Source organism: Gemmatimonadaceae bacterium, from assembly GCA_035633115.1.
Lineage (GTDB): Bacteria > Gemmatimonadota > Gemmatimonadetes > Gemmatimonadales > Gemmatimonadaceae > UBA4720.
In genome coordinates this window covers 81,664-106,239 of the sequence record DASQFN010000058.1, presented here as the reverse complement: position 1 = coordinate 106,239, position 24,576 = coordinate 81,664, and the positions used below count along the sequence as shown (strand labels likewise).

Here is a 24,576-nt window from a genome sequence, read left to right as displayed (position 1 = left end):
CACGACAATTCAATACAGCGACGAAAAGCCACTCCCCGCATCCGTTACATCTTTGGCAAATGCCAGACACGTATCGGACCTTCGGGAGCGTACGAGCCGAAGGTGAACTGTGGACCATATGAAACCTGAAGAACTCGCGGCGTACGCCGATAATGCGCTCGGCACCGAGGATCTACGTCGCATCGACGCGCATCTCGTGCATTGCCCGGAATGCCGGACGGAGCTGGTGGGCGGCCTGCGTGCAGTTCGTGATCTGGACGGCGTGCACGTACTTACGCTCGACGGCGGCAGGGCCCACCGCACACCGCGACGCAACAAGATGTTGGTCGCGCTCAGCAGCCTTGCAGCTGCCGCCGTGGTTCTCATCGTGGCTGTACCCCAGATGCGTACCAGCCGGACCTCTCCAGGCGTCGAGCGCAACGCCGCGGAAATAGGCGCCCACGCAGTTCCGCGCATTCAGATCGTCACCCCGAGTGATGGAGGTGTCGTGAGGACCGGGCGACCTGCACTTACCTGGAATCGGCAGGAAGGTGCGTCCGATTTTCAGGTCAGCGTCACGGATGCGAGCGGCCGCGTCGTCTGGAGGACGGCCACCGCGGACACTTCGGTCCTGTTGCCCCCGGAGATCGTAAACGCCGGCCGACAGCAGTATTTCTGGTACGTCGACGCATTGCGAGCTGACGGCCGCGTTATGACTTCAGGAGTTCACGGCTTCACGCTGCAACGGTAGTGCGCGCGCGATCAGTGCAGGCGCGGTGCGCGATTCTGCTGGCGGGACTCATCGCTCTGGCATGTCGCGGTGACCGCCAGGCGCGCGTTGACGAATCACGCTCGGGTAAACCTGACAGTTCCTCGGCGCAACACGCTACCGTAGCACCCGCACCAAAACTTCCTGAAAACCCACGGGTTGCACGGGCGGAATCGCTGTACTTCGCCGGGCAATACGACACTGCCCACGCAATCTGGCGCGCAGCGCTCGACGATCCGCAGGTCCGCAACGACAGCGCAATGCAGGCGCACGTCGCGATGTGGCTCGGCCTCGCCGCCTGGCGGCTTGGCGATTACGCCGATTCGCGCCTCATGGGCGAGCGGTCACTCTCGCTCAAGCAGCGGCTGCGAAGAACGCACGAGTTGTCACGCTCGTACAATGCGCTTGGTCTCCTTGCACGTGACGAAGGACGCCTCAACGACGCGGCAGCGCTCTTCGACAGCGCAATGCGTACTGCTCGCGCGGTGGCTGACACCGCCGGCGTGAACCGCGGCGCCGTCAACCTTGCGCTCGTTCAGCTGGATCTCGGTGAATTCGCACGCGCGCGGGCGGGGTTTGAAACTGCGCGCGCATCCGGACGCGCGATGAAAGACGCGCGGCTCGAGGGCAACGCGCTCAACAACCTCGCGATGCTCACTATCAAGCTTGGCGATCCGGCAGCTGCCATTCCGATGCTCGACGAAGCGGGGCGCCTGTATGGATCCATAGACTACGGTACGGGCCAGCAGAACATGCTGGGTCAGCTCGCTACCGCATACGACCTGCTCGGTGAACCGCAACGCGCGTTCACCGTTCTGGACAGCGCCATGCGTCTGGCGCGCGCGCAGAAACTCAGGCAGGAGGAAGCCAACAACCTGCGCATCTTCGCGGAACTGTATCAAGCCGCAGGCGATCACAGGCGCGCGCTGGATTACTTCACACGTGCCGCAGCGCTCAGCCGTGAGCTCGGTCTGGCGCAGGAAATGGGGATCATTCTCCGATCACAGGCGCGCAGCAATTCAACGCTGGGACGACACGCAGCGGCACGAGCTGCCGCTGCTGAAGCGCTGCAGATTCATCGCAACCAGGGGGCCGCGTTCGAGGAGCTCTCGGATCTGCTGTTGCTTGCAGAGCTGGCCTGGACCGGCAACGATCCCGCGGGGGCTGAAACGCAGCTGCGGAACGCGCGAACGCTTGCGGCTCGACTCGATGTGCCGAGTGCGCGTGCTGACGTTGCGCTCGCGGACGGACGGCTTGCGGAACGTGCCGGCGACTGGCGGCGCGTGCTTGCGACGATGCAGCGCGCCGGCGCCGACCTTCGTGCGGCGCGTCTGGCTGCCGCCTGGGAGCAGCATGCGCTCATGGCACGCGCATATGCGCGGCTTGGCAGACTAGATTCCGCTGCGGCTGCGGGCCGGCTCGCAGTCGCCGCGGCGGAACGGGTGCGCACTAATCTCGGCTCGGGTGCGCTGCGCACTACATACACAGCCGAACGCGCGGCGGTGTACGGCGACCTTGCGGTGACGCTGCTTCAGCTCGGACGGGCTGACGAGGCATTCGAGGTCGCAGATGCGGCACGCGGTCGAGCATTGCTCGAGCATCTTGCGTCGGTTCGAAGGGCCGTGAGTGCACCGGCAAACCGGTTGGCGCGATCCGAGGAGTTGCTGAAGGAAATCGACGAGCTGCTTTCGCTGCTCAGAAACGCGGATCGCGTTCCTGCCCGTGAACGGAGCATCGCAGACAATCGGCGGGTGTCCGAGCTCACGACGCGGCTGGAACGCGCGGAGGCGGAGTACGAGGCGATACATGCGCGTTCGATAGCGGGCGATGCGCGGGAAGCCGCGATAATCGGCGTGCGCCGCACGAATATCGCCGAGGTCCGGCGTTCCCTTTCGCCGGACGAAGCGCTCCTGCAGTACTCGGTTTTTCCGGACCGGGTGCTCGTGTTCGTGGTGCGGCGGAACGGGGTTCGTCACTTCGCGATGCCTGTAGCGGAGGCCGATTTGTCGGCACGAATACGCGTCGCCCGCGAACTGCTCGGCAAGCGTGAGAACACTGCGGGTGTAGATGAGGTAATGTTCGGGCTCCACGATCTGCTCGTGACGCCGGTCATTAAATCAGGAACGATCGCGGGTGCCCGAAGGCTGGTAGTCGTTCCGCACGGAGCGCTGGCGTATCTCCCGTTTGCTGCGCTCCGCGGACGTGATTCGGGTAAATATCTGAGCGATCAGTTTGCAATTTTGCATCTTCCCTCCGCGGGTGCGCTGCCCACCCTCCGCGCGGCGGCGAATTCTGCTGGTGCGAAGTCCGGCTCGACCGTCCTCGCGCCTTTTCCGCGGACGCTTCCTGCAACCCGCATGGAGGCACAGAGCATTGGGCGGACCCTGCGCCGCGCGAGTGTTTTGTCCGGCGACCTCGCGACGGAAGCTGCCGCGCGCGATGCACTGCAGAAGCGCAGAGTGGTGCACGTTGCATCGCATGGCGTGCTCAACCTGCAGAATCCGCTGTTCAGCAGGATTGAGCTTGCACCTGTACCGCATTCGCCTCCGCCTAACGACGGCAGGCTAGAGCTTCGCGAAGTGCTCGACCTCAGTGTCGGCAGTTCCCTTGTTTTCCTTTCGGGCTGCGAAACCGGAGTTGGTGCGGCGTGGTCCACTAATTTCTCACGTGGTGAGGATTACGCGACGCTCGGGCAGGCGTTTCTCTTCTCGGGTGCGAAGTCGGTAGTCGCGACGCTCTGGCGGATCGATGATGAGGGGGCGGCCGCGTTTGCGACGCGGTTTTACAGGCATCTGAAGGATCGGGCGCCACCGGAGGCCTTGGCTCAGGCGCAGCGGGAAATGAGAACTAGCGCCCGGTTCCGGGCGCCGTATTATTGGGCTCCTTACCAGGTCACGGGCAGCGGAGAACAGATCCGGTTGGAAAATCGCCGCTGGATTCCGTTCAATCTGTAAGATAGGTTGCGCGCACAACACAAACCCGTTCCGGGCTCGACCATGGCACTCCTTCGTCGCAGTGTCACGAAACGTATTGCCGGATTCGCGACACTGGCCTTGATCTCCGCCTGCGTCGAGCCCGGCCCAACTGAGACATTCGACCCGCAACTGCGCGCGGCTAGGCCTTCGGGGGGCGGCAGCACAACAGGCCCGACGGTGAAATCGACCAGCCCCAGCAGCAGTGTGCGCGACGTCACGCTCGACGTGCGAGTCCTCGGCTCAGGATTCGATCAGGGATCTAAGGCCGAGTGGGCGATCGACGGAGTGCCTTCTCCGAAAGTCATCACGAATTCGACGCGGTTCGTTAACTCCGGCGAGCTCGTCGCGAACATTACCATCGCAGCTGACGCTGAAGTCACCCTGTATGACGTCATCGTCACCACCTCCAGCGGCAAGCCGGGAATCGGAACCGAGACCTTCGAAGTGATAATTGAGCAGTCGACGCTGCCCACTGTTGGCGGGACGAGCGGTGATGCCTATGCCGTGAACGACCAGGGGGTCATTGTCGGCGCTGCAACTGATCGGTCAGCCGATCGCAATGGTACCAGCTACCCGGTTCGATGGAACTTCGTGGGCGGTAAGTGGGTAATTACGAAGCTCGCCAGTGCCTCGAGCAAGGATGCCTTCGCCGCAGATGTAAATGGATCCAGTATCATCGTCGGCTTTTCGAATGGTCGGGCAATGGTATGGCTGCCTGACGGAAGTACGACAGATCTCGGGCCCGGTTGCGCCCGAGGCATTAACGACGCGGGCACAATCGTCGGAGTGCTCGCTACTCCTGAAGGTCAGCAGGGCGTCGTGTGGACGCGGAGTGGGAGCGGTTGGAATCCACCGCAGGTGTTGCCGCGGACGCTTGTCCCAACGTCGTGGGGTGCCTGGCCTCTATGTGGCTACCCAACGGCCAAGAACATCAACAATTCCGGCATCATCGTAGGAACAGCTTTGATGGGACAGGACACGCCCGCCGCATGGGTGCCTCAAACGCCCACCGGGCCATGGGGAGAGCCGACCCTCCCACTGGGCGCCGTCAACGGCAGTGCCACTTCAATCAATGAATCGGGCTACATGGTTGGGAATGTCGGCCCCGAGTGGGTACCAACCGTATACCTCACTGATGGTACCAGAACCGCCATCAGCAGGTCGGGTCCCACGTGGCCTACAGGGTTCAGCTTCGGCATCAATAATTCGGGTGATGTAGTCGCGCGCGACAATGGGATGGCAGTGTGGTTCCTCGCTGCCGGTGCAGCGACATGGACGAAGCTTAGTCGCACCGGCAATGGCGAAGTGCGGGACATCAGCAACGCCACTGCATATCAGCCGGCCAGGATTGTAGGCAAGCTGGGCGGCAAGCCTAGCGTTTGGACTCTGCGCTAGGCCGGGTTGCCAACGGGTGCGCCGGATTCGCTGGAACCGGCTCGAGCACTCGAAGTACGCGCCCGGTTGCGACATCGATGATACTCGCGCTGAAGAAAAGCGTGTCGTGCGACTGAAAGTAGTCGCCGGCCACCGCGAGGTTCGCCCCGTTGTTCCGCGCGAGCTGGAGCGCGCGGGTGGCGTTCCGGAGGTGCTCCTGCCCTCGAGGTAGAGAACGCCGGGATACAGCATGTCGACGCCAGGCGTGGAGGCGACCGCTCCGGCCCTGTCCAGTGGTGGCCTGTCATTTTGCCGAGCCTCCATCCGGAGCCTACGTTATCTCCATGCAACCATCGACCGCCCGCGACAAAGCCCTGAACCGGCTGCCATTGATAGGAAGGGAAACCGAGCTTGCACTCCTCACTTCAGCGCTCCGCGAAGCAGAGGAAGGGTCGGGACGCACGGTATTCCTCGCCGGTGAAGGGGGAATCGGCAAGACACGGGTGGCGGCCGCCGCCGCCGAGTGGGCGGAACAGGAGGGGTGGAATGTGGTCCTCGGCCGCGCGTACGCTGTGGAGACGGGCATCCCCTACGCCCTTTTCTCCGATGCCCTTCTCCCTTCGCTGAAGAAGATGGAACCATCCACGCTCGCCGTTCTCACACGAGGGAGCGCGTCCGAGCTGGCGTACCTCTTCCCGGCTCTCGCGACGACGGGCAATCGTGAGTCTGCTGCGGCGGGGATCGATCCCTCGGATCTCAAAGCCCGCATTCTCTGGAACTTCAGCCAGTTCCTCGGACGATACGCGGCAAAGCAGCCGCTCTGCCTGATTCTAGAGAATCTGCAATGGGCAGATGCGTCGTCACTCGAGCTGTTCCATTTTGTCGCTCGCCAGATTACCGGACAACGGATAGCGCTGATAGCGACCTACAACGACACCGAGGGCGATACCAATTCAGTCCTCCGCACGACGGAGCAATCCCTTGTCCGTCTCGGAGCCGCCACGAAGTGCCGTCTCGACCCGCTGTCTCAGGCGGAAGTTGCAGAAATGCTCGAGCTCGTCTTCGGGGTTGACTCCGCGTCGATTCGCCCATTCACAGCGCTCCTCTATGGATGGACCAGGGGAAATCCATTCTTTGTCGAGGAGACGCTCAAGTCGCTCATCGAAGCGGGGGCGCTGGAATCCACCGATGGGCGATGGACTGGCTGGGAGGTTGAATCTCTTAAGATGCCGGCCACTATCCGCGACGCGGTTGCGGGTCGACTCGAGAGGCTATCCGGCGAGGCACGCGAAATAGCCAATCTCGCCGCGGTGATCGGCAGGAGCGTGACGTTCGACAGGCTGCACGCCGTCTCGTCGCTGGGCGAGGATCAGCTTGCGACGGCACTCGACGAGCTTGCGGCACAGCGGATTCTGGAGGAGCGGGACAGTGCAGGCGGCGCGAGGTACGATTTCACTCATCCGATTCTTCAGCAGGTTACCTACAACGCGCTGGGAGGTGCGCGCGCGCGGCTGCTGCACGCCACTGTTGGCGAGGCGCTCGAGCTTTTTTACGGTGCCCGCGCAACGGAGTATGCAGGTGAGCTCGCGCTCCATTTCTCGCGGGCGCACACGTTCGCCCCGAAGGCGGTGCGTTATCTGAACGAGGCGGGCCGTGCCGCGCTCGTCACCTACGCCAATCGGGAAGCTGCTAGTCACCTCTCCAGCGCGCTGGAGCAGATCGAGGCGGGCGGCGACGATGTGCCGGAGAGAGACGAAATCATCCGGAATCTCGCACGAGCGCGGCAGCGGCTCGGCGATTACGACGGAGCATTGCAGCTCTGGACCCTCGCAAGAGATGCAGCAGTCGAGGATGGCGACAATTCAGCGCTCGCCGCAATCGAGCACCGCATGGGTCTCGCCTGCTACTGGAGCGGACGCTACGAGGACGCGCTCGAGCATTACGCGGAAGGTTTGCGCGCTGCGCAGGGGTCAACGGATAACACTGTTGTCGTTCGGCTCCACCTGGCAAAAGGAATCTGTCTCCAGGACCTCGGCAGGCTCGAGGCCGCGAAAGCCGAAGTCGAAGGCGCGCTCGTCGCGGCTGAGCAGACTGGGGATCCGACGCTTCTGGCTCGCGCCCATCGTGCGCTCCTTCTTCTGTACGCGTGGACCGGCCCGGCCAATGTTGCCCGCGAGCACGGCGAGAGAGCTCTGGCTCTCGCCGAAAGCTCGAGCGACAGGATGCTGGCATGGACTGCCCACTGGGGAATGGGTCTCCTCGCCGGCTTGACGAGTGATGCGCCGGCGGTAGCAGCTCACATCGCCGAATGCGAGAAGCTGGAGGAACAGCTCAAGTCTCCGTTGCTGCCGCTCTGGACCGCGGAGCTTTCGATTCAATACGCCTCCGGCGTCGGGGACTGGGACGCGGGAATCGCGACCGGCGAGCGCACGATCGCTCTCGCACATGCGTTGGGTCAGAAGATTCTTCTGCCCCGTCTCCTCGTGTGGACCGGTCTGATCTACCTCTGGCGAAGCGATCTGCCCAAGGCCAAGAGCTATTTCGATCGTGCGTGGGATTTGTCAGGCGCGGCAAAGGGAGAAATCGGCTACGCCGATGTTCCGACGGTGGTGCCGGCACATATGGGCCTCGCTGCCTATCACCTGGAGACTGACGATCTGGCTGAAGCAATACGAATCGGAGAAGCGGGCCTGGAGATCGCGGATCGCGCCGGCTACGTATCGTGGTCGCTTCAGTGGCTGCTTCCGGTTGTCGGCGAGGCCGCGCTGTGGATTGCGGATTTCGGAAGAGCGGAAAGACACTCGCAGCGGATGCGACGCGATGCAACGCGTCTGAGCAACCGGCTCGGTCTCGCAATGGCCGATGCATGCGACGGGATGCTGCGCCTGTTCCGTGACAAGGATCCGGTGGGAGCTCAGCCGTTGCTGCGTGCGGCGATAGAATCTCTCGAATCTATTCCGTTCCCTGACACGGCCGCTCGGGTACGGCGCGTGCTTGCGCTCACCTATCGCGACACGGGCAATCGCGAGGCGGCGACGAAGGAGCTGAAGAAGGCGCATGACGTGTTTGCGCGACTCGGTGCGGCGGGAGAGCTCTCGAAGGTCCGTGACGAGCTGAGAGTCATTGGTATCCGGCCTCCCGCGCGGTCTGTCACGTCCGGGGCGGCTGGTCTCACCGGTCGCGAAACCGAGATTGCGCGAATGGTCTCACAAAGAAAGTCAAACAAGGAGATCGGCGCTGCGCTCGACATTTCCGCTCGTACCGTGAGCACGCACCTGTCGAACATCTTCCTCAAGCTGGGCGTTGGCTCGCGCGGCGAGCTGGCCGATTTCGTCCGGTCGAACGGGATTCTCGAGTGACTGCGCGGCAACGCGCTCTGGCTAGGTCGCGGTCGGTGCGACGAGCGAGCTGCCTGTATCTCAGAGCCTCACGAGATACGACAGCTTCATGAAGAGATTGCTCTCGGTTCGCAGCCTCCCGCCATTTTCGACGATTGGCTCGTCGAAGTCCTGGCTTCCCTCATTGTATCCGACGTAGAAGAAAGACGCCGGGCCGAGCTCGTAGCTCACCAGAGCGCTGCGTGCGCGAACGACTCCGCGCCGGTTGAACGGATTCGCGACGCGCGCATCGTACTGATTCGAGTACTGCTCGATGAGTCTCAGTCCGAGCGGGCGGCTGAACTGGTAGGAGCCTTTCACCCGCAGAATGCGCGCGTCGTCCACGAGTGGACTTCCCCATTTGTCTGCGTGCCACGTGCGTTGCCCCTTGATGTCGACACTGACCTGTGAGGTCGGCCGCAGGACGAGCTGGACATTTGCGCTGTATCCCTTGCCTACTCGCGACAGCGACTGATCGATGATCTCGCGGTCACCGAAATAGATAAACCCGGAAACGGCAATCACCTGTGACGCGTTCGACGCTGCATCGAGCACCAGCCCGGTCATGTAGAGTCTTTTCTCGAAGAGTGTCAGATGCTGGCGCAGAGGCGTGACGGCGAATGACGTTGCCTTCTGAAGCTGGAATTGGAACGGCAGAGTGACCGTATAGTCGAGAAGCTTGCCGCCATAGGCTCTGGCGGTGGTGACGTTTATACCCTGTGAGAGCCACTGGAAAACCCTCGACGTCGGATACTGAGTTGCCGTGACGCGTCCGCCCAGCTGCTCGATTCCGACGCGGGAGAACCGTCCGACCTGATCACGAAATCCGGAGTCAGCGCCAGACGCCAGCAGTGCAGCGGACAAATATTTTCCCGATTGTGCCAGGAGCGCGCGGTAGTACACTCCCTTTCGCGTCCTGCCGTCGAGCACCGAGGCAGCACCTGGATCGAACGGAGCTTTGTCGGAGCTTCCTCCGGCCTCCGCCTTGAGCGTTATGCTGCCCCGTCTCAGGGAGACGTCGATCGCTCCAACGCCATTGTTGGAGTCACCAGTGCGACGGCCCAACGTGGTGACGCCGACGTAGGAGTCCGCTAGAATGTCCGCCCGTGCTCGTCCGACGAGAATGTCGGCCGTCGTGGAAAGCAGCGGACGATACCCGCTTGACTCGAAGCCGGAATAGCTGAAGTATCCCGGCTGATCGTCGCGGACGTAAAGCGAGCCGAACGTGACTCGTCCCTGCTTGCCGGTGAGGCGCACGCCGGCCGCGGGGTCGACGATCGCCCGGGAATAGAACAGGTCGCCGATATTGCTACGCGCCTCATCGAGGGATCGCGGAATCTCGAATGCGTCGCGGCTCTCGAGAAAGAACGTTCGCCGCTCCGACTGGAACAGCGTGAAACGCTGGTTCACGCGCACCTGATCGTCGTCCGATTCCACCTGTGAGAAATCGGGGTTCAGCGTCGCGTTGAGAATCGTCGATGACATGAGTGTGAACTTCACGTCGCCTCCCACCGCGCCGCTCGGACCTTCGTTGTGGAAGCCAAGTGGAGGGCGCGTCGCGAAGAACTGCCCTCCGGAGAGTGCCGAGTCGGTCGCAAAACGTCTCGTGCCAAGTCGCGAGCCCGAAACGTAGGGGAGCACGTCGATCGTCTTGTGCTTGTCTATCCCCGTGATTCCGACGAGGACACCTTCCTGGCAGATCTCGCATGGATTCCCATGGCGACGGGCAACCCATGAATCCTTCGCGCCGGCGCGTCCGTAGACCCGTACCACATTGAAGCCGATCGAGAGCGGATCAGCGTGGGGAAATCTGAGCGACGCCCAGGGAATCATCATTTCCACGGACCAGCCCTGATCGTCCGTGCGGCCGGCAGAGTACCACACAAAGTCGGGCGCCGGATCGCCCTCCAGCCCTTCGACTTTGATGCCGTCGGTTTGGATGCCGAACGGATTCGCCTTGAACTCGACCGCTCGTCTCTTGTCGAGGAAGGTATCGAGGAGGAACGTCACGCGATCGTCGCCCTCCCCGCCCCGCTCGCGCGGAAACACCGTCGCGCGCACCTGGCCGGGCCGAGACTCGAACGCGCGGAATCCGAGGAAAAGGTACTGCGCATCATACGCGACGTAGGCGATGCTTTTCTCCCGGCCGCGGACGAGGTCGTTCGGCTCGTACTCGACGAAGTCGGTGAGCTTCGCGGCCTGAGTCCACGTCGCGTCGTCCAGCTTACCGTCGAGAACCGGCCGCTGCGAGACCTTCGGAATCGCGATTCGCACCGACTCCGGCGACTTGAGGAGCGAGGAATCCGGACCGATCGTGAGCGCCACGATTGCCGCGAAAATGATCATGTCGGGGCAATTTACGGGGAAGCGGTCGAACCTGCCTCTTCAGCTATACGGAAGCGACCACGAAGGACGAAGAACGGCTTTTCCCCGGGCCACCAGTTCCATTTGCCGGCCAACATGAGCAATGCCGGCCCGATTGCCATTCGCACCACGGTCGCATCCACAAGAACGGCCACGCTCAGTGCGAAACCGAGGATCTTCATGAGCACGAAGTCGCCAAGCGTGAATGCGGCGAATACGACGATCATGATCGCAGCTGCGCTGGTGATGAGGCCGCCCGTTCGCGCGAGTCCCTCTGCAATCGCCTCCCGGTCGGACATTCCCGCGCGCCTCGCTTCAGCGACGCGGGACACGAGGAAGACCTCGTAGTCCATGCTGAGCCCGAAAACTACGGCGAAAACAATCACCGGTATCGCAGGAAAGTTTCCGCCCAGTGGCTCGGCGAGACCGAGCAGCGTTACGCCGAATCCGTCCTGAAACACGAGCACGACTGCGCCGAACGCAGTCGCCACCGAGACAAGATTCAGCGCGACTGCCTTCGCTGCGATGAGGACCGAGCGAAAGCCGATGAGCAACGCCAGGGTCGTGAGTCCCACCACGAGTGCGACGATTCCCAGGAACCGCCCGCTTATCGAGCTGTCGTAATCAACGTTGAGAGCTGGCAGTCCACCGACGTCCATCGTCGCCTGCGGTAGGCCCGTGAGCGTGGCGCCTCCCGCGGCGCGGACTTCGCGCACCAGGTTCATCGCGTCACGCGGTGTGGCACTCTCGGCCGGCATCACGTCGATCAGTGCGAGGCGTCCGTCGGAGCTGCCCAGGGATCCTCGAACTTCCGCAGGCACTGTAGCGAGTAACGTGAGATTCGGCGTGATCAGGCCGGTCACTACCGGAAGCGACCTGACCCGCGCGACGCGTGGATCGGCGGCCAGTGTGTCACTCGCCCGCTTGATTGCTGCCCAGCCCGCAGGTGAGTCCCACGTTCCGCCTCTCGGTAAGCCGACGACGATGCGAATCGATTGCACTACTCCGCTGCGCTTCATGCTTTCCAGTCGATGCAGGGCACGCGACGATTCCATCGCAGGCGGCAGCCAGTCCCCCCGCGGCAGATCGGTGCTGAGGCGAAACGCCTGCGAGCCGATCGCCACGAGCGGCAGTCCGCCCACAAGCAGAACCAGCAGCGGCCTGGCGCAGATGAATTGCCCCCATCTCCGCCACCTCTTCGAACCGGCGCCCGAGCTGACGCGGCGGCGGATCGTGCCGACGTTGATGCGCGACCCGAGTGACGCGAGCAACGCCGGTACGAGTGTCACCGCCAGGAGCACCGAGATCACGATCACGAGTAGTCCACCTACGGCAAGCGATCTGATCTCGTTTACCGGAACGAACAGCAGAGCGGCGAAGCCGATTGCAACGCTCGCTCCGGAAAGAATTATCGTGTGACCCGCATTCTCGACTGTGTCGCACGCTGATTCGTGAGCGTCCAGCCCCCGCGCGAGCCCTTCGCGAAACCGCCCGACCACGAGCAACGCGTAATCGATTCCAAGTCCGAGCCCCAGCATCGTCACGACGTTCTGAAGGAGTATCGAAAGCGGCCAGAATTGCGTGAGAGTTACCGCTGCGCCGAGCGCGAACGCTATCGACAGGCCTCCCGCGAGCAGAGGAACAAGCGCGGCTGCAACCGCTCCAAACGCGAGGACGAGGAGCACTAGCGTCAGAGGGAGAACGCGGCGCTCGGCCCCCTCCGCGTCGGCGGCGCTTGCATTGCGGAGGTCATAGTTGAGAGCTGACTCGCCGGTCCAGGTGAGCTGGAGTCCCGGATGCGCGGATTTGAGATCAGCAGTCAGCTCGCTGGTCGTCCTTCGAAGGATCGGAATCAAATCGTCAGGCCGGCGGCCGGCGGACGTAAGACCCACCATCATGAACGTGCCGCCGTTGGAACCGATGAAGAGAGTGTCCGGTGCGTCGAGCCACGAAAATGAGCGCGTTACGATAGGCAGCGACTCTACCGCGTTCCGTATGCGCTCGAGTGTCGCTCGCCCCGCTGCACTACTCGGTGTCGGAGCACCGGCGACGACGAGTACGGCGTAATCTCCGAATGCCGAGGGAAAGCGAGTGGAGAGCGTTGTAGCCGCGCGCGCGGACTCACTGCCTTCGACTCTTGCGGAAACGTCGAGCCGATCCTCGACCTGCGCCGCCTGCGGCACGAGCACGAGAGCGATGGCGATCCAGGCTGCGACGATCCACCATCGTCGTCTGACAATGACTTCAGCCGCGCGCCTGCCGGGAATAGTCATACGAGGGCGATCTCGTAATGGAGTGTCCCGCCGAGCTCCGCATGCCATGCTTTGCCGCGTGCATTCGTGACGTAGGCGTGGATGTACGTTGGCTGAGCGAGGAGTCCTTTCAGAGCAACGCCGAGCGGGTCGCTGATGTCGAGGCCGATGTTCAGAAGTGAGCATCCCGATCCGCGGAGCTCATTGTGCGCGGAAACGAGCAGCGCCCGCAGCACGTCAGCGCGATCGTGTTGGACGCACACGTGCGTGGCCGTTACCGCGTTGAGTGGTGCGCCGGCCCGCGGGAGTGGTTCCGATGAGGTGAGCGGTGCGAGAAAGTTGAACACTCGCCGCGCCAGTGCCATCCGCGACGAGTAGCTGACTACAGTCAGCTGCTTGAACTGGCGCTGGTCCCACAAACCGAGGAATCCAAGGAGTTTTCCGTCGCGTGCTCGCGCCAGGCGGAAATCGCGAATGTCGAGTCCCGGCGCTTCGCGCACCCACCGCGCGAGCGAATCAGCGTCGTGTGCAGGAGCGAGCTGACGTTGACTCGCTACCTCGCGCCACAACGCGGCCATCTCTTCCACATCGCTCCAGGTGGCAGGCGAGACAGCCGCCCAACGCACAGGATTGCGCCGCTTCCATAGTATGCTCAGGGAGTGAGTCCGAATCGTCCCGACGTGCGAGAAGCGCGCAAGGCCCCGTGGACCAGCGAGCCGCCTCTCCATTGCCGCGTTTCCCGCGAGGACGGTGATCAGCACCGGCGTGTTCTCCGGCAGGTGCCCCATGCACTCCGCAGCGGAGCGTGACAATGCGTCGGCGATGACGGAGTCGCGGTGATCCGGATGGACCTTGAGATCCCCGATGTAGGCGGTGCGCTGTACTCTGCCGTCCAGATAGCACTCGCGCTCGCTGAAGCAGATGCACCCGACGACCCCTCCCTCGCGCTCGGCAACTGCCAATCGCCAGCTCGCACCCTCGAGACGATTGAGTGCGAAGAAATCCGGAGCGCGGTCCATGCGCAGCTCGATATCGCCCGACATCGAGCACGCCTGTGCGAGTGCGACCAGCCCCACATTGTCCGAAGGCTTTGCATCGCGCACCGTGAAAGGAGCCCGGTCCCTCGTGCTCGCGGACGCAGGCACATGCACCGACCGCAGCAAGGTTGCGGACATCTATTTCTGCACGCGACAGGTTACGAATCGAGCCTGCAGGCAGCTCCGGTCGCGCTTGATCGCCGCGCGCCCGGCGTCTACATCCTCGCGGATCGTCGAGCGAAATCCTCGAGGCACCTCGGTGTGCCCCACGAAATTCCGGAAGCAGAGGCGGGCGTTCGGCCTGGCCACACGAACGATCTGCGAAAAGAGATGATGGATCTGCTCGTCGTCGAGCCATTCGCAGATGTTGGAGAGCGCAAACGCGTCCACGGAGTCGTCGTCGCACGTGGCGAGATACTCCGCGTAACCGCCATCGACGAGCTCGAGATTATCCAATCGCTCGCGAGTTGCCGCGTGCGCCGCCCGGTCGAGGTACGGAGGTACACCGCCGACGATGGCTGTCCGGTAGGTGCCCCGCAGCATGTGATGCAGGAAGTAGTTCGACGCAACTGGAATCTCGCAAAGCGCGTGCTCCATCAATCGGCGAAAATGTGTGGCGAAATCCCCGTTCTCGACGTTCTGGAAGAAAGCGGGGTCGTAGGTCCGGTTGAACACGCGACGGCTGAGGAGAACCTTGAAAAGCATATTCCACCGTCGAGTGTTCCACTCGCTCTCGTAGAGCGCACGCTGCTCGGCGAGCGTATCGCACGACAACAGGCGGTCGATTCGCGAGGCGGGGTGGACGAGCATTCGCAGCGCGTGTACGACCACGCGGATGAAGGCTTCGCTGACGCCGCTGTTGAGCAGCCCCTTTCCGATGACTCTCCCACGGAAGTCCCAGTATTTCCGGGCATCAAGGCTCAATGAAGGACGGAGCGCGCCGTAGTCGGCGATTCGCCACGCCCGGGGCGCTGAAGTCGCGCCGAGAAAGCCGAGCAACGCGCCCGGCTCGAGCAGGCGGACCGCCTGCGCCTTGAGCTCGACCAAGTGGTTTTGCGTCGCGTTGGAATCGACTGAAACAACCCTCCCGGCGCCGCATGCCACGAGCGACAAGGCCGTACAGCCGCCGGAGCTGACGACGACGATCGTGCTGTCCGCAGCCGGTGCGAGTGCCTCGATCTCGAGAAGCGGATCCTCCCGAACCTGTGCGAAGAACAACCTGCCGGCCGATGCCGAAGGCAATCGAATGTCCCTTCGCACGCGATACGGTCGCGTTTGCCGATCTTTGCCAATTGCGGTCCTTCGTCGTCGCTGCTTCTCGTCGAGCGGCGCGCGGTGCGGCATCGGGATGGCGGTCACGCTGCCCACCTCAATCCGAATTCACTCGACAGCGTGTCGTAGATCTGCCGGTCCGCAAGTGCATAACGGCGCATCACGTCGCGCACTTCCTGGCCGCGGTCCTTCGCCTGCTCGTCGAGCCAATGCTTCACCCAGGAGAGGTGGCCGCGCTCTTCCTCGAGCATTCGCTGGAGAGTCTGAGCGATGACGGGATGCACGCCCGGCACGCGGAGATGCAGCGTGAAGTGGCGGTACACCCGGCGCTCGAATATCTGCGTCAGCGCCAGGACCTCGAGTAGCGTGAGCGGCGTTCCCACGGCCTCGGCGTACCGGGTCTGGTACGTGTCGCGCACAGGCGCAGGCCTGCCGCCGACGGCGATTATCGCCTCCGTCCACAGTTGCGCGTGCATCACTTCCTCGGCGCTGTGGCGCGTGAGGCTCAGGATGAGGCCTGGATCGCGAGTACGCCGGACCATCTGCCCGAGTATGAGCCCGCCGTGCAGCTCCGACGCGCGATAGAAGTTGAGAAGTGCGATTTCCGAATTGTTGACTGTCATATGACCTCCGAAGGCTTAATCCGTTTGATCCGTTTGATCCGTTTGATCCGTTTGATCCCTTTGATTCGTTTATCCGTTCTTCTCAGAGCCGTTTCTTGATGTGATCCACCAGGCGCGTACCGCAGAGTCGCTCGATACGACGAGCGAATGTCTGGATTGCGATCGGGTCGCCCGCCTGAGCGACTGGAACCGTACCGATTGCCTGCTCGCCGAAGTGATGAAAGTTTGCGGCGGCGTCGAGAACGCGCGGTATGAGGTCTGGGTCCGCCGCTATCCGCTTGGCGATGAGATCCGACGCGCTCTGTGCATGTCGCACCTCGTCCGCGGCAATGCGGCCGAGCAGATCGGCCAGCACCGGCTCTTCGCTCTGCTCGCCGAGGCGGCGGAAGAAGTAATGGGCGAGATGCTCGGAGAGCATGAACTCCACCAGGTGGTCGATCAGACTGTCTTCATCGACCTCCGTTCCCGCCTGTGCCCGACGGATTTCTACAAGCTCATCGTCAGTAATTGCAGGCTCGTAGCCAATGCATTCGAGGTAGCGGCGCAGAGAGTGGAAGTGCTTGAACCCCTCGTAGAGCTCGAGCGAGAACACGACTCCCGCATCGACGTCCTCCCATGTTGCGCGAAGCAGCCGCGCAAGATTCACGGGATGGAACGACTCGATCAGCGCCGCATCGCGAAGGGCAGCGAGGAGCTCAGGGCGCGCGTAGGCGCGGATGCGATCGATCGCCGTCCATCTGATGTCGCGCTCCACTGACCAGCCGCCACGATCCGCGGCGGTGGCGGTGCGCTCGTAGACGCGTCGCGAGGGACGCGAAAGAAGATCAATCATCTCAGTCCTGCTCCAATTGTGCCGGGTGTACTGGGCGACCACCCGAACTCCGTTTCGTAATCGCCCGTGGCGACGCCGTTAGTCGCAAGCACCGCGAGCAGCCAACGCTCGATTCCGAACGCGACGCACGCAGATGCCGCTGCGTCCCCGTTGTCGAGCGAGATTGCGAACGATTCACCGAAAAAACGCTCGTGGTTGTTGAACGAGGCGATTGCCAGGGACCTGCCATTCGGGAAGCGGACGATCAGCTCGTGCTTCAACGCCTTGATGCGCTGCAGCGCGGCCTTTCCACGCGCCGTTGGCGCGAAGAAGGGATCGGTCGCCTGCACCGTTTCCACAGTGAGTCCGAGAGATTCAGCGAATGCCACGGCGCGCAGCATCCACCGCTGTCGAAAGTCCTCGACTTCGGCTGGCGTGCCGAGGCACACGATCTCGCGCATGCGAAAAGCCCAGCCACGCTCGAGCGGGGCGAGCCGATCGCCCTCGTATCTCCAGCAAACGCCCTCAGCGGTCATCAGCGTCGGGGATGGAACGCGCTGGCCGGCCAGTCTCTCGTAAGTGTGATAGCAGACCGCCGGCGAGAGCGCGGCGTCCGGCTCCTGCATCGCCTTGCGTGCTGTGCAGCCTGGCGACTTACTCATGGCGATCTCTTCGAGCAGCGACGAGTCGTCACTCAGGTGTGACGCCGCTGTCAGCCATTGCGGGAACGACGCGAAATACTGAGCGCGCTCCAGCGTCGAGAAAGAGATGCCCGAGGGAACGCTCCATTCGTCACCTGTCTCTTCGTTTGCCAGCTCCGCGAGAGAAAACGCGATGCGCTCCATCAGCTCTCGCGCACGTCCGCGTAGCCCGACGAGGCCGGGTGCAGTCTCCCAGATCTCACCCCGCTCGCGCAGAGACATGATCACGTGTTCAGGCAGCAGCATTGCTCGGCTCCGTGAGAAAGACGTCCGCAATCCGGGAAACGGTCTGGAAGTTGTCCATCCGCATCTGCGAATCGGGAATCGCTGATTCGATCGCCCGCTCCGTGTAGGCGATGAGCTCGAGGACTCTGATCGAATCCATCAGTCCGCGCACGAACAGCGGAGTATTCGCGTGGATCGTGATTCCCGGAGGCGCCACGTGAGCGTTGAGCCAGCTCACCATCTCGGCGGTGAATGTCTCGCGCGTCATCACGCTGCCGCCTCCTCCGTCACGCCCCAGCCAGTGGCGATCAGGTTCTTCAGCATGCGCCCCCAGTACTTGGAGGCAGACGGGGGCGTGAATGTCAGCAGCTCGTCTGCAGCGTTCGTGTCGAACTGCTTCGGCAGAGCGAGCTGTGGAACGAAATGCGACAGTGACGAAATGAGCCCGCGCAGCCGTGCGTCGCCGGTGTCCAGCACCGCGCGCTCGAACATCGCGTAGGTCGCGAGATCTGTCAGAATCGCGCGCGAGAGCCCCCGCCTCTTCCATTCGGCATCCTGCTCCCACACGTCGTACGCGACATCGAGCAGCTCACCAACCGTCAGCGCTCGCTTGCCCGAGCACAGGTGCACGGTGCGTCCGTCTGCGCTGTCATCGAGCGCCAGCTGCGCGATCGCGTCGTTCACGTAATCGCCGGTGATCACGTCGAACATGTTGTCCGGCGCGCCGGGCATCATCGCGGCGAGGCCGCGGTGGTAGATCCTGAGCGCTCGGTGAACGCCGTTGACTTGCGTGACCATGCCGTCGGCGCCACGGCAAACTACCGTGGTAGGACGGAAAATCACCCAGCTCGACGCGCTAGAGCGCACGAGAGTCTCTGCCTCGTACTTCGACTGCTCGTAGGCGTTCACCCATCCGGCTTCCGTGCCGTTGTCGCGCTCCAGGATGGTTCCGGTGGCACGCCCGGCGACGAACGCGGTGCTTACGAACGCAAACCGCTTCAGCTTCCGGCACTCCGAGGCAAGCTCGAGCATGTTGGCGGTACCGACCGTGTTTGACAGTCGTGCTTCTTCCAGCGGCTGCGAGAACCTCGTGTTCGCGGCGGCGTGGACGATTGCGCTAATTTCACCGGCGATGTGCGAACGGACGCCCGGATCCATGCCGAGACCAGGCGATCGAACGTCGCCGCTCACGGCGGTGATCCGGGACACGAGCGCTGCCCAGGCGGGCAGATCCCGCTTCCATCGCAGCTCGTCTCTGACAAGCACGTACGCTGTGAGGTTTGCGTCTGCCTGGAGCATTCGCTGGAGGACGCCGGCGCCGATCAGGCCTGTGGCTCCCGTAACGAGAATTGTCTCTCTCATCGCTCAGGCCTCCACCGCGACGCCGGTCCAGTGCGCGCCGAAACCGTAGGAGAAGAGCAACACGCGGTGGCCGGGCTCAATCTCACCCGACTCGAGCGCGTCCCTGTAGTTGATGAAGTTGTCGCCGGCGAGCGTATGCCCGTGGCGGGCTATGTTGTCGGTCCACAAGCGCGCGCGCGGAAGCTGAGCGAGGCCGGAAAGAATCTCCCAGCTCCGCATGCTGACGTTGTGCGGGATGATCCAGTCGACGTCATCCGGCGACCAACCGGCGTCGGCGATCGTCTGATGCAGAACATGCCGCGCCGTCGGGAAGTACGATGCAACGATCTCGTCGCGGAGGCCGTCGACGTCCCAGTAGTAGCCCTTCGTGACCGTCGTCGCCGAACGAAGCTGATTGCGGGCACCGCTCTTCTCGATCAGAACGGCGCAGGCAGCGTCCGACGTGCAGTTGAAAATCGCCTCACGCCCTGCTTTCGCCGGGAAAAATTCCGACGAGACGCACAGGGCCCGTTCGATTCCTTCGGTCAGGCACAGCGAGCGCGCGATGCGCGCAGCAGCCAGAAGCGTCGTGCACGCGAGCTGATCCACCGCGAACATCCACGCGTTCGACAGCCCGAGGTCGTACTGCAGGCGAGCGCCAGGGTACATGAACCGGCGAGTCGTGCAGAGTCCGGCTGCTCCCGCAGCGGAATCCGAAGCCGGCGAGAAGGCCATGGACCCCGGCGTCCCACCGTAAATGACCAGACCAATGCTTGCCGGATCGATGTCCTGCTCGGTCAGCAGCTGGCGCGCGGCCGACAGAGCGAGATCATAAGGGCTCTCGGCCACCGCGACATGCACCCGCGCGAAGCCGAACGACTCCATCGTCTCCGCAGAGCTCTCCAGAAGTCCGTCGTCGGCCATCTGACGCACGGTACGGGAGCCCTCGGGAAAGATGTACCTGATGCCCGCTATCGCCGGGAGGTTTGGGGGGGTGCCGTTCGTGGTGCTGCTCGCCATTTCCGTTGATCCATGAAGGGACGCGCTAAGGATCGCTCTCCGGACGATGGCGACATATCCGCCATGCTACGTAGACGGCGGTCTGGGATTACGTAGGCCGTAAATCGCGGCTCAAAGCGGGTGGCGGGGTAGCCTCAAACTATACGGCCTGCTTTCAGCGATTCGAGATCGAGCTGTTCGGAAGGTGTTGTGTCCGCGTCGAGTTTCGTCCAGAAAACGTCGAGTTCCCGGCGCCCGCGAACTGCCTCGAGCTCCCATGACCGTGTCGCGTGTCGGAAAATCTTTCTCAGAAAGAGTCGGCCCTCGCAAAGGGAAGAACTGTGCCCTGAATGGCGGTGGGAACAGGTGACCGCCCCGGGCGCGTGAAATTTGCATGGGTGAGGTGAGTCTCTCCGGATTCCTCCATGAGCCCTTTCGCGCGAAACGCACGTCCGCAATCGACCGGCAAGGCTCTCATCGGAGAGATCGCGAACATCGCGCTCCCGCTCGATGGGCCCGTTCATGTCGACCCTCTCATCGAGATGATAGGGGATGCGAGGTTCGTGTTGCTGGGGGAAGCAACACACGGCACTTCGGAGTTTTACACCTGGCGTACGGAGATCACACGCCGTCTCGTCACCGAAAAACGGTTCTCGTTCATCGCCGTGGAAGGCGACTGGCCTGACTGCTACAAAGTGAATCGGTACGTCAAAGGAGACGGGGGAGAGACCGCCGAGGACGTGCTGCACGCGTTCGAGCGGTGGCCAACGTGGATGTGGGCGAACCAGGAGGTCGCTCAGCTCGTCCGCTGGCTGCGCGCTCACAATGAGCGCGCACTCGATGAGCGCAAGGTCGGGTTCTACGGTCTCGACGTTTACTCGCTCTGGGAGTCAATGGATTCCGTGATCCGCTACCTCGAGCGCGTAGATCCGGCGGCAGTCGCCCACGCCCGGCGCGCTTATTCCTGCTTCGAGCCGTACAACGAGGATGCGCAGGAGTATGCGCGCGCCACGGCTTTAGTCCCGATCTCCTGCCAGGCGGAGGCCGTTGCGGCTCTCGTCGCTCTGCGCTCGCGGGCGGACGATTACCGCGAGAAAGCCGCAGGCACCGACGACTACTTCGACGCCGAGCAGAATGCGCTAATCGCGAAAAACGCCGAGCTCTACTATCGCACGATGGTACGCGGCGGGCCGACGTCGTGGAACGTCCGCGATCATCACATGACGGACACGCTAGATCGGCTGATGAAGCATCACGGACCGAAGGCGAAAGCGATCGTCTGGGAGCACAACACGCACATCGGCGATGCGAGGTTCACCGACATGGCGCGCGCGGGCATGGTGAATGTCGGCCAGCTCGTGCGACAGAAGCATGAGCAGGAGGGCGTCGTGCTCGTGGGGTTTGGCACCTACAAGGGCAGCGTGATCGCCGGCCGCGAGTGGGGCGCACCGATGGAGCGGATGCACGTTCCTGAAGCACGCGGCGGCAGCTGCGAGGCGGCGATGCACCAGTCCCTGGGCCGGAATGGTCTTTTTCTTTTTGAGGCCCAGGAAGAACCCATGGTTGCCCTGCGCGAGCCGCGCGGGCACCGTGCTATCGGGGTAGTGTACGATCCCCGCACCGAGAGCTGGGGGAACTACGTGCCCACGATACTGCCGCAGCGGTACGACGCATTCCTTTTCGTGGACGAGTCGAGGGCGGTTGATCCGCTGCACATACCCGCGAAGCTCGACGGTGACGTTCCCGAGACGTTCCCGACAGGGCAGTGAGACAGCCGACTATCGCTTCGCCTCAGGCCCCCCTAGTCCCCATCTAGCTTCCGCCCGCCAGAAATCCGGATACTCGAGAACGAAGCCCGCTTCGTCTATCGTTAGATCGCGGCGGAATTTTCCGTTCGCGCTCTCGTACCGGTAGCTCGTGGGCCCGATGCGTGAGTATGTCTGCTCCAGAACCTCGAGGGTGAATTCAGGGAATCGTACCCACGCCGCGCGTACGCCCGCGTTTTTACCCACCGCAAGTCCGAGGCGACGGATGGGAAGCATGTTAGTGCTCGGGCTGAAGTTGAGGTCGACGTCGTCGCAGTCCGTCAGCTCCCACACCTTGCTCCCGTGCATTGACCACTCGCCAGCGGGATTCCGAAGGAGCTCCATCGCGATTGTCCTTTCACCCACGTTGCCGCTGAGCGTGACGAGCTCGGTCTGCCAGTTTTCGTCACAGCGGATGTCGTATTCCACGCGGCATGGTCGATCCTCATGCGCAAACACCGCAACGCCGCGAAGCTGCCAGCCATGGACAGTCTGCCGCTGCTCCGCCACCTCGTGGCCGGGAACGTCCAGACGTCTCCATAGAATGCTTTCATAGTATTCCATATGCATTGGTTAACGCGTCGATTGCGCAGCCTGCCACAAGCGCTTGATCAGCTGGATCTGACCCGTGTGATACGCATCGTGCTGGGCAATGCCAACTATCAGCTCACCGATGGTCCACCGCTTTCCGTCGGCGAGTGCGGTCGAGTATCGACTCGACGGGATTCTCGCGATTGTCCCTGCGAGCTGTTCGTGTTCGGCTTTGACGAGCGCTACATCGGCGAGCCACGCCTCAGCGTCTGCCCGCTCGGGCACTCCTGGGAAGTTCGCCGGTGACCGCGCGAACCGTCCTCTGCTGCCACCCTCGAGCCGGCGCCGGACTGCGTAGTTCCAATAGGCGATGTGAAGGGCGAGCTGCCATATGCTATTGCGACCAGGTGCAGGGATCCAGGCCGCTTGCTCGGCCGACACACCGCGAAGAGATCCGACGGGCGTTGGCCCGCCGTGCCAGCCGCCCCGGCCGGGCCGAGGCTGAAGGTTTTCAAGAAGCAGCGTAGCGAAAGAGTCGGCCATCACATACCGGATCTAGCGTTTCGCCGCTCGCGCCTGCCGCACCATCTCCTTCACCTCGGACATCAGCCTCGGGCCATTATATGGGATCCCATCCTTTATCGTCCATTCGACGCCGCCGGTATGCACGGCTGTCCCGTCCCTCGTCTCCTCGACTCCGGTAGCATACAACACCTTGAGATTCTCCAGCGGGTTGCCGTTGACGACGATCAGATCGGCGAGATAGCCGACTCTCACCCGCCCGAGCCGGCTTTCTTCACCGAGGATCCTTGCATTGTTGCCCGTTGCGTGCTGGATGATCTTGATCGGGTGGAAGCCGGCTTCCTGGTGCAGCTCCAGCTCGCGAATCAGACCAAACCCGTAAAGCTGATAAATAAACCCCGCATCGTCGCCGATGCCGATCAGTCCTCCGCGCCGCTCGAACTCGCGAAGTGCGTTCATCCAGATACGGTAGTTCTCCTTCCAGAATGTCTCATCGGTTGAAGTCCACCCGATGAAATAGGATCCGTGGCTAGCCAGGTCAGGCTTGAAGAATTGCTCGAGCGTCGGGTGGAGATAGTCGGCGAACCACGGCTGAGTGCGCGCTCGCTGGAGATCACGGCTGGCCTCATAGATGTCGAGCGTCGGAACCCAGGCTACGCGCGCCGCGACCATCGAATCCAGAACCTGCATCAGCTTCGCTGAATCGGCCTCACGCCAGAGACGGCCAGCATATCGAAAGCGGTCGACCTCGTTCCGATAATTGTAGCTCGACGGAAAATTCTGAATGCGATCCTTGATTGCGGCATCGGGAATCCCGTACCAGTGCTCGATGCTCGTCGTGCCGAGGCGGATGTCGTCCCAGGCGGTGGTCTCTTCGACGCCGACATGATGGGCGATGCGAAGCCCCAGCTTGCGTGCCTCATCCTGCATCGCCGTCATGATGTCCCGATCGGTGCCTACGAGCTTGATGCCGTCAACACCCATCTTTTTGAGATCACGGACACGCTGCCTCGCATCGTCCACGCTCCTCGGCGCCGGCGCTGCGGCGAAGCGGCCGTAGACGAAAATCCTCGGGCTCGCTACTTCACCTCGCGCGCTGCGTCCGCGGAGGTCAATGATTGACTGCGTATTGTCCGCGCCGACTTCGCGAACAGTCGTGATACCCGAGGCGAGCCACAGGTTTAGTTCGTACTGCAGTGGCTGCGGAATTCCGCCGCGCTCCTCCTGTACATGCGCGTGCGCGTTGATGAGACCGGGAAGCAAAAACTTTCCCGTTGCGTCTATCTCGGCATCACCAGCCGCGGGCCGCCTCGCAACGCCGGTTCTGACGGCGACCGGATCGAGGAATACAACACCGGTGATGCGGTTGCCTTCTACTACGACGTCAGCGGGACCCGACGCCGGCGTTCCGTTCCCATCGGCGATGGTTGCGTTGCGGATGACGAGCCGCGTCGCGCGCTTTCCATGCACAGGAGGGCCCGCGCCCTGGCCGGACGCCGGCTCGGCGACGAGAATCGTCAGCGCCAAAACCAAAGGTGCCAATAACGGGAAAACGGACACGAAGGACACGAAGGACACGAAGGACACGAAGAAATTCTTGAATGGGAAAAACAAAAAGT

At 62.8% G+C, this 24,576-nt stretch carries 19 protein-coding genes; 6 read left to right on the top strand and 13 right to left on the bottom strand.

The features are described 5' to 3' along the window. Positions 1-118: 118 nt before the first annotated feature. The 5 genes from VES88_07880 (at position 119) to VES88_07860 (ending at position 8,456) form a co-directional block, all read left to right on the top strand. Positions 119-730: a zf-HC2 domain-containing protein gene (locus tag VES88_07880; protein ID HYN81404.1), complete on the top strand. Its 612-nt coding sequence runs from the start codon at positions 119-121 to the stop codon at positions 728-730. Then, entirely contained in the window at positions 730-3,702 is a 2,973-nt protein-coding gene (locus VES88_07875) for a CHAT domain-containing protein (GenBank protein ID HYN81403.1), read from the top strand. Before VES88_07880 ends, VES88_07875 begins: the two co-directional genes overlap by 1 nt. 42 nt (positions 3,703-3,744) lie before the next feature. Continuing rightward, positions 3,745-5,118, top strand: coding sequence for a hypothetical protein (locus tag VES88_07870; GenBank protein HYN81402.1), 1,374 nt, complete (start codon positions 3,745-3,747; stop codon positions 5,116-5,118). A gap of 16 nt (positions 5,119-5,134) precedes the next feature. Further along, entirely contained in the window at positions 5,135-5,329 is a 195-nt protein-coding gene (locus VES88_07865; protein HYN81401.1) for a hypothetical protein, read from the top strand. 112 nt (positions 5,330-5,441) lie between these two features. Continuing rightward, complete coding sequence (locus VES88_07860; protein ID HYN81400.1) at positions 5,442-8,456, top strand: AAA family ATPase; 3,015 nt, start codon at positions 5,442-5,444, stop codon at positions 8,454-8,456. Positions 8,457-8,516: 60 nt separating this feature from the next. On the opposite strand, the gene VES88_07855 is transcribed toward VES88_07860, so the two are convergent. The 10 genes from VES88_07855 to VES88_07810 all read right to left on the bottom strand — a co-directional run bounded on the left by VES88_07855 (position 8,517) and on the right by VES88_07810 (position 20,120). Next, entirely contained in the window at positions 8,517-10,820 is a 2,304-nt protein-coding gene (locus VES88_07855; protein HYN81399.1) for a DUF5916 domain-containing protein, read from the bottom strand. 11 nt (positions 10,821-10,831) lie between these two features. Next, entirely contained in the window at positions 10,832-13,111 is a 2,280-nt protein-coding gene (locus tag VES88_07850) for an MMPL family transporter (protein HYN81398.1), read from the bottom strand. After that, positions 13,108-14,265, bottom strand: a complete 1,158-nt coding sequence (locus VES88_07845; protein HYN81397.1) for a GNAT family N-acetyltransferase — start codon at positions 14,263-14,265, stop codon at positions 13,108-13,110. Before VES88_07845 ends, VES88_07850 begins: the two co-directional genes overlap by 4 nt. Further along, positions 14,266-15,486: a DUF3419 family protein gene (locus VES88_07840; protein ID HYN81396.1), complete on the bottom strand. Its 1,221-nt coding sequence runs from the start codon at positions 15,484-15,486 to the stop codon at positions 14,266-14,268. Continuing rightward, complete coding sequence (locus VES88_07835; GenBank protein HYN81395.1) at positions 15,483-16,022, bottom strand: ferritin-like domain-containing protein; 540 nt, start codon at positions 16,020-16,022, stop codon at positions 15,483-15,485. The genes VES88_07840 and VES88_07835 overlap by 4 nt, the downstream gene beginning before the upstream one ends. Positions 16,023-16,104: 82 nt before the next feature. Then, positions 16,105-16,854 (bottom strand): hypothetical protein, encoded by a 750-nt coding sequence (locus tag VES88_07830; protein HYN81394.1) that lies wholly within the window; start codon positions 16,852-16,854, stop codon positions 16,105-16,107. Further along, entirely contained in the window at positions 16,851-17,780 is a 930-nt protein-coding gene (locus VES88_07825) for a hypothetical protein (GenBank protein ID HYN81393.1), read from the bottom strand. The genes VES88_07830 and VES88_07825 overlap by 4 nt, the downstream gene beginning before the upstream one ends. Beyond that, complete coding sequence (locus VES88_07820; protein HYN81392.1) at positions 17,767-18,030, bottom strand: phosphopantetheine-binding protein; 264 nt, start codon at positions 18,028-18,030, stop codon at positions 17,767-17,769. Before VES88_07820 ends, VES88_07825 begins: the two co-directional genes overlap by 14 nt. Then, on the bottom strand, positions 18,027-19,121 hold the full coding sequence (locus VES88_07815; protein ID HYN81391.1) for an SDR family oxidoreductase: 1,095 nt from the start codon (positions 19,119-19,121) through the stop codon (positions 18,027-18,029). Before VES88_07815 ends, VES88_07820 begins: the two co-directional genes overlap by 4 nt. 3 nt (positions 19,122-19,124) lie before the next feature. Beyond that, positions 19,125-20,120, bottom strand: coding sequence for a 3-oxoacyl-[acyl-carrier-protein] synthase III C-terminal domain-containing protein (locus VES88_07810; protein HYN81390.1), 996 nt, complete (start codon positions 20,118-20,120; stop codon positions 19,125-19,127). A 404-nt stretch (positions 20,121-20,524) separates the two neighbouring features. Between VES88_07810 and VES88_07805 the strand changes: the two genes are divergently transcribed. After that, a complete protein-coding gene (locus VES88_07805) occupies positions 20,525-21,868 on the top strand; it encodes an erythromycin esterase family protein (GenBank protein HYN81389.1) in 1,344 nt (447 codons plus the stop codon). Positions 21,869-21,877: 9 nt separating this feature from the next. On the opposite strand, the gene VES88_07800 is transcribed toward VES88_07805, so the two are convergent. Genes VES88_07800 through VES88_07790 form a run of 3 tightly spaced genes read right to left on the bottom strand, consistent with a single transcriptional unit; the run spans position 21,878 to position 24,544 of the window. Beyond that, entirely contained in the window at positions 21,878-22,468 is a 591-nt protein-coding gene (locus VES88_07800) for a putative glycolipid-binding domain-containing protein (protein HYN81388.1), read from the bottom strand. Positions 22,469-22,477: 9 nt separating this feature from the next. Beyond that, positions 22,478-22,978 carry a DinB family protein gene (locus VES88_07795; protein ID HYN81387.1) on the bottom strand — a complete coding sequence of 167 codons (501 nt, stop codon included), beginning with the start codon at positions 22,976-22,978 and terminating at the stop codon, positions 22,478-22,480. 12 nt (positions 22,979-22,990) lie between these two features. Further along, positions 22,991-24,544 (bottom strand): amidohydrolase family protein, encoded by a 1,554-nt coding sequence (locus tag VES88_07790; GenBank protein HYN81386.1) that lies wholly within the window; start codon positions 24,542-24,544, stop codon positions 22,991-22,993. Between the last annotated feature and the right edge of the window lie 32 nt (positions 24,545-24,576).

What these genes read in the sequence shown, in the direction of transcription:
- VES88_07805 (HYN81389.1), top strand. Translation starts at nt 20,525, where the DNA reads ATGAGCCCTTTCGCGCGAAACGCACGTCCGCAATCGACCGGCAAGGCT.
- VES88_07880 (HYN81404.1), top strand. Translation starts at nt 119, where the DNA reads ATGAAACCTGAAGAACTCGCGGCGTACGCCGATAATGCGCTCGGCACC.
- VES88_07795 (HYN81387.1), bottom strand. Translation starts at nt 22,978, where the DNA reads ATGGCCGACTCTTTCGCTACGCTGCTTCTTGAAAACCTTCAGCCTCGG.
- VES88_07815 (HYN81391.1), bottom strand. Translation starts at nt 19,121, where the DNA reads ATGAGAGAGACAATTCTCGTTACGGGAGCCACAGGCCTGATCGGCGCC.
- VES88_07870 (HYN81402.1), top strand. Translation starts at nt 3,745, where the DNA reads ATGGCACTCCTTCGTCGCAGTGTCACGAAACGTATTGCCGGATTCGCG.
- VES88_07800 (HYN81388.1), bottom strand. Translation starts at nt 22,468, where the DNA reads ATGGAATACTATGAAAGCATTCTATGGAGACGTCTGGACGTTCCCGGC.
- VES88_07845 (HYN81397.1), bottom strand. Translation starts at nt 14,265, where the DNA reads ATGTCCGCAACCTTGCTGCGGTCGGTGCATGTGCCTGCGTCCGCGAGC.
- VES88_07855 (HYN81399.1), bottom strand. Translation starts at nt 10,820, where the DNA reads ATGATCATTTTCGCGGCAATCGTGGCGCTCACGATCGGTCCGGATTCC.
- VES88_07810 (HYN81390.1), bottom strand. Translation starts at nt 20,120, where the DNA reads ATGGCGAGCAGCACCACGAACGGCACCCCCCCAAACCTCCCGGCGATA.
- VES88_07830 (HYN81394.1), bottom strand. Translation starts at nt 16,854, where the DNA reads ATGATTGATCTTCTTTCGCGTCCCTCGCGACGCGTCTACGAGCGCACC.
- VES88_07835 (HYN81395.1), bottom strand. Translation starts at nt 16,022, where the DNA reads ATGACAGTCAACAATTCGGAAATCGCACTTCTCAACTTCTATCGCGCG.
- VES88_07860 (HYN81400.1), top strand. Translation starts at nt 5,442, where the DNA reads ATGCAACCATCGACCGCCCGCGACAAAGCCCTGAACCGGCTGCCATTG.
- VES88_07825 (HYN81393.1), bottom strand. Translation starts at nt 17,780, where the DNA reads ATGCTGCTGCCTGAACACGTGATCATGTCTCTGCGCGAGCGGGGTGAG.
- VES88_07850 (HYN81398.1), bottom strand. Translation starts at nt 13,111, where the DNA reads ATGACTATTCCCGGCAGGCGCGCGGCTGAAGTCATTGTCAGACGACGA.